The sequence below is a fragment of the Streptomyces sp. NPDC001380 genome (assembly GCF_042895785.1).
GTDB lineage: Bacteria > Actinomycetota > Actinomycetes > Streptomycetales > Streptomycetaceae > Peterkaempfera.
The window spans coordinates 1-4,819 of record NZ_JBIAWP010000056.1 but is presented as its reverse complement, the minus strand read 5'-3'; the positions used below and the strand labels follow the sequence as shown (position 1 = coordinate 4,819).

3 protein-coding genes and 1 pseudogene are annotated in these 4,819 nt (G+C 74.1%); 2 read left to right on the top strand and 2 right to left on the bottom strand.

The annotated features are described in order from the left end of the window. Positions 1 to 531 precede the first annotated feature (531 nt). Positions 532 to 981 carry a PTS glucose transporter subunit IIA gene (locus ACFY07_RS28440; protein ID WP_390872423.1) on the top strand — a complete coding sequence of 150 codons (450 nt, stop codon included), beginning with the start codon at positions 532 to 534 and terminating at the stop codon, positions 979 to 981. 139 nt (positions 982 to 1,120) lie between these two features. Continuing rightward, positions 1,121 to 2,791, top strand: a complete 1,671-nt coding sequence (gene ptsP, locus ACFY07_RS28435; RefSeq protein WP_390872422.1) for a phosphoenolpyruvate--protein phosphotransferase — start codon at positions 1,121 to 1,123, stop codon at positions 2,789 to 2,791. 389 nt (positions 2,792 to 3,180) lie between these two features. Here ptsP and ACFY07_RS28430 read toward each other — a convergent pair whose 3' ends face one another. After that, positions 3,181 to 4,383: a glycoside hydrolase family 3 N-terminal domain-containing protein gene (locus ACFY07_RS28430; RefSeq protein ID WP_390872421.1), complete on the bottom strand. Its 1,203-nt coding sequence runs from the start codon at positions 4,381 to 4,383 to the stop codon at positions 3,181 to 3,183. A 349-nt stretch (positions 4,384 to 4,732) separates the two neighbouring features. Next, positions 4,733 to 4,819: pseudogene (locus ACFY07_RS28425) on the bottom strand (IS5/IS1182 family transposase); the annotation flags it as partial.

Sequence of the window (4,819 nt, the reverse complement as noted above, 5' to 3'; positions counted from 1 at the left end):
TGTTGAGTTCTCAAGGAACGGACGCTTCCTTCGCGGCCCCTGCGGGCCCCTCCGGGCGCTTCGTTCTTCCGTGTCTCCAGCTTATCAGACCCGCGAACCGCTTCTACGTTTCTGATTTCCCGCCGGAGTGGGATCCGCTTTCGGCGGCGTCCACCACTTTACTGGTTTCTGCGCTTTCTTCCGAATCGGCCCCGGAAGGCCGTCCGGGCCACTGGATCCATGCGGAAGCAGCGACATCTCCGTCGGCGGAGACACGAACGTACCTCCTGTCCGGCAGTGAGGCAAATCGGCGGCGGCCGCGGTCATCCGTTCGGCGCGCACCCCGGAAGCCGAATGTGTGACGAGAGGAGGCACTCCCCGCGGACTGCGCGCATCCGCGCAGGTCACAGAGGTGGCCTGGAGGGGGTCGAGGAGGACGGGGGTGGGCGGTCGCGCGTGGGATCGCTGGCGCAGACCCGGTTTGCCATGATTGGTCACGATCTCCCCGGCCTGCCGCGCGAGGTCGCACCCCGCCCCGCAGGAGGCAGCACCATGACGACCGTGACGTCACCGCTGGCAGGGCGTGCCGTCGGGCTGGCGGCCGTCCCCGATCCGGTGTTCGCCGAGGCCCTGGTGGGGCCGGGCACGGCCGTCGACCCCGTGCGCCGCGCCGGGGCGGCCGTGGCTCCGGTGTCCGGTGTCGTCGTGTCGGTGCATCCGCACGCGTTCGTGGTGCGGGACGAGGAGGGCCACTGCGTCCTGACCCACCTGGGCATCGGCACCGTGCACCTGGGCGGCGAGGGGTTCGAGGTGCTGGTGGTCAGGGGCGAGCCGGTGGAGCGGGGCCGGCCGGTCGTGCGGTGGGACCCGGTGCGGGTGGAGGAGGCGGGCCGGTCCCCGGTCTGCCCGGTCGTGGCGCTGGAGGCGGCGGCGGAGCACCTGGCGCACGTCGTCGTGGAGGGCCTCGTGGAGAGCAGGGGCGACCTGTTCACCTGGGACTGAGAAGGTACGGGCGCCGCGCGGACGGGAATGCGCGGACGGGACCGGGCGGCCGGGACCGGGCGGCCGCGGGCGACGGTCCGCCCCGGGACGGCGCCGTCGAGGACGGATGCGGGAGACGGAGCGGGTGGAGACGGACGGTATGGACGAGACTCTGCAGGGCGTGGGGGTCAGCCACGGCGTGGCGATCGGACCGGTGCGGCACATGGGCACGGCGGCGCTGGAGCCGCCGGAGGAGCGGATCCCGGTCGAGCGGGCGCCGCAGGAGCAGGCCAGGGCCCGGCAGGCCCTGGAGGCGGTGGCGGCGGACCTGCGGGCCCGCGGCAACCTGGCCGGCGGGGAGGCGCAGGCCGTCCTGGAGGCCCAGGCGCTGATGGCGCTCGACCCGGAGCTGGGCGCGGACGTGCGGCGCCGCATCGCGGTGGGCAGCACGGCGGCGCGCGCCGTCCACGACGCGGTGGCCTCCTTCCGCGCGGTGCTGGCGGCGGCCGGGGACTACCTGGCCGGGCGGGTCGCCGACCTGGACGACGTCCGCGACCGGACGGTGGCCCGGCTGCTGGGCGTCCCCATGCCCGGGGTGCCGGACAGTGACGAGCCGTACGTGCTGGTGGCGCACGACCTGGCGCCGGCGGACACGGCGCTGCTGGACAGGACGCTGGTGCTCGGCTTCGTCACCGAGGAGGGCGGCCCGACGAGCCACAGCGCGATCCTGGCGCGCGCGATGGGCGTGCCCGCGGTGGTGGCGCTCCCGGGGGCGACCTCGCTGGAGGAGGACGCGGTCGTCGCGGTCGACGGCAGCACGGGCGAGGTGGTCGTGGCGCCGTCGCCGGAGCTCCGGGCGGAGCTGCGGCGGGCGGCGGAGAAGCGGCGGTCCGCGCTGGCGTCCGCCTCGGGGCCGGGACGGACGTCGGACGGGCACCGCGTGCCGCTGCTCGCCAACATCGGCGGTCCGGCCGATGTCGCGGCGGCGCTGCGGGCGGGGGCGGAGGGCGTGGGGCTGTTCCGCACGGAGTTCCTGTTCATGGAGGACTCGGAGCGCGCTCCGTCGGAGGACCGGCAGGTCGAGGCGTACCGGGAGGTGCTGGAGGCTTTCCCGGAGGGCCGGGTCGTGGTCCGGGTGCTGGACGCGGGCGCCGACAAGCCGCTGGGCTTCCTGACGCCGGCGGACGAGCCGAACCCGGCGCTCGGGGTGCGCGGCCTGCGGACGCTGCTGGACCACCCGGAGGTGCTGCGGACTCAGCTGCGGGCGCTGGGGCGGGCGGCCGAGGGGCTGCCGGTGCACCTGGAGGTGATGGCGCCGATGGTGGCGGACCGGGTCGACGCGCGGGCGTTCGCGGAGGCGTGCCGGTCGGTGGGGCTGCGGGCCGCGTGCGGGGCGATGGTGGAGGTGCCGGCGGCGGCGCTGCGGGCGCGGGCGGTCCTGCAGGAGGTGGAGTTCCTGTCGCTGGGCACCAACGACCTGGCGCAGTACGCGTTCGCCGCGGACCGGCAGGTGGGGGCGGTCGCCCGGCTGCAGGACCCGTGGCAGCCGGCGCTGCTGGACCTGGTGGCGGCGGCCGCGGGCGCGGCGCGGGAGACCGGGCAGGGGTGCGGGGTGTGCGGGGAGGCGGCGGCCGACCCGGCGCTGGCGTGCGTGCTGGTGGGGCTGGGGGTGACGAGCCTGTCGATGGGTCCGGCGGCGATCCCGTACGTGCGGTCGGCGCTGGCCCGGCACACGCTGGCGCAGTGCGGGCGGGCGGCGGCCGCGGCGCGGGCGGCGGACACGGCCGAGGAGGCACGGGCGGCGGCGCACCAGGTGCTGTCCGGGGAGTGAGGGGCCGGGGGCGCGGGGCGGCCGCACACCGGGCGGATCGGTCAGGCGGGCGGGCAGTCAGTCGGTGACGAGCCCGCCAAGAAGGTAAGAGGCCGTTTCAGCGGGGGCTCGGTCGGGTGACGCCCGAGCAGCGCCGGAGGGGTGCAGAACGGACAAGGCTCCCGGGCGGTTGAGCGAGGTGTCCGACGTCTCGACCCGCCCACCGGGAGCCGCGATGGTCCTCTGTCCTGCAGCACTGGACCTGCGGCATGCGCTTGTCGCGTGGGTGGCCATCCAGCGGGCCCGCCGGCCCCGGCACCGCCGGACCGCACCGGGCCGGTGAGGCCGGGGCCCCCGTCAGCGGGCCGACGGCCGCGGCGCGCCGTCGTCGCCACAGTCGCCGCCCGGGGTCAGCCGCAGTACAGCAGGCCTGCCTTCTGCTTCGCAGCCAGGATGCGGTGGATGCTCTGGTCCACCTTGAGGCGGAAGGCAGGGTTCTGTGTCATTCGGGCCTGGACGGCCTTGGCCATGGCGGGGATCAGGTTCGGTTCGACGGTGAGGATCTGGTCCCCGCCGGCGTTGAGGAACGCCAGGGCGCGGTCAGCGGGGAGGACGGACCTGACCGCCACCGCGTTGCCGAGGTCGTCGGAGACGACCACACCTCGGAAGCCCAGGGAGGTGCGGAGCAGTTTCTGGATCACCGTGGAGGAGAAGACGGCCCTGTGCTTCGCGTCGATCCTGCTGTAGGTCGCCAGCGAGATCATGACGAACGGCGCGCCCGCCTTGATCCCGGAGCGGAAGGGCGTGATGCTCGCGCTGCTGCCGGTCGTCACGGAGTCGACCACGTTGGCCGTGGTGTCGGTGTTGCCGCGGACGTAGCCGAGTCCGGGGAAGTGCTTGAGCGTGGCCAGCACCTTCGACTGGGCGAAGCCCGCGGCGAAGGCGCCGCTGTGGGAGGCGACGGTCGTCGCGGTGTGGCCGTACTCGCGGTCGTAGCGGCCGATCGGAGCATTGTCCCTGCCGAGGCTGGACGGTACGACATCGGTCACGGGCGCGAGGTTCAGGTTGACGCCGGCGGCCTTGAGCTGCTTCGCCCACAGGGCTGCCGAACTGCGCAGCTTCGAGGTGGACCAGCTTCCCTGCACGAGTCCGCTGGGGATCGTGGAGAAGCCGGGGCCGGACAGGACCTGGACCTGGCCGCCCTCCTGGTCGGTGGAGACCAGCAGGCCCACACGGTGCCCGGCCACGGTGTCGGCCTTCGCCTGGAGGCCGTCGGCCAGCGACTTGGTCGCCCTGGTGCCGGACTTGCTCCGTCCGGCCAGGAACACCGACCCGACGTGGTACTGGCGCAGGACCTGGAGCCGCTTCTGGTCCGGAAGCGAGGCGTTGACGCCCCCCATGAAGAGCTGGCCGACGCGTTGCGGTCCGGTCATTCCCGCAAAGACCCGGTCGACGCAGGTCACGGCACGGACGCCGGTCACCGGAACGGGGTCCGCCGGTGCGGCCTGCGCGACGCCGAGGCCGACTGCGGCCAGTGAGACGGCCAGCGGCACGACGGGCCAGAGCGCGCGTCTGCCCCTCGAACCGCGGGAGGACGTTCGCTGCGACGTCATGGGAGACCCCTTCCGTTACGCCCGCCACGGGCCGGGTGGTCCTTGCCCGCCCGCGCACGGCGTCCATGCAGACATGTTCGCATAGCGTACACAGCTTCGATACCGTGGGTGTCGACTGCACCGCGCCTGGTCGTGGTCGGACCGTGGAGAGCGCTGGCCGCCGGACGTATCGGAGTGCCGGCTCTGCGCGGACGGTGGATCGCCTCCCCGGGCAGTGGCCTGTCCTGCTCCGGCCAGCGGTCCGATTCGCTTTCGCCGCTCGTGCCCGGAGTTCCGCCTCACCGCTTTCGCGGCAGCATCTGCTCCGGCGCCGCCGCACAACGGAGTCCGGTGTCGTCATCGAGCGCTTTCAGCGTTGCCTCTCCAGGGTGAGGATGGCCTTGGCGGTTGACGTGAGGCGGTTGGGGCTGCAGCGGGCGTGGCGGAAGATCCGCCA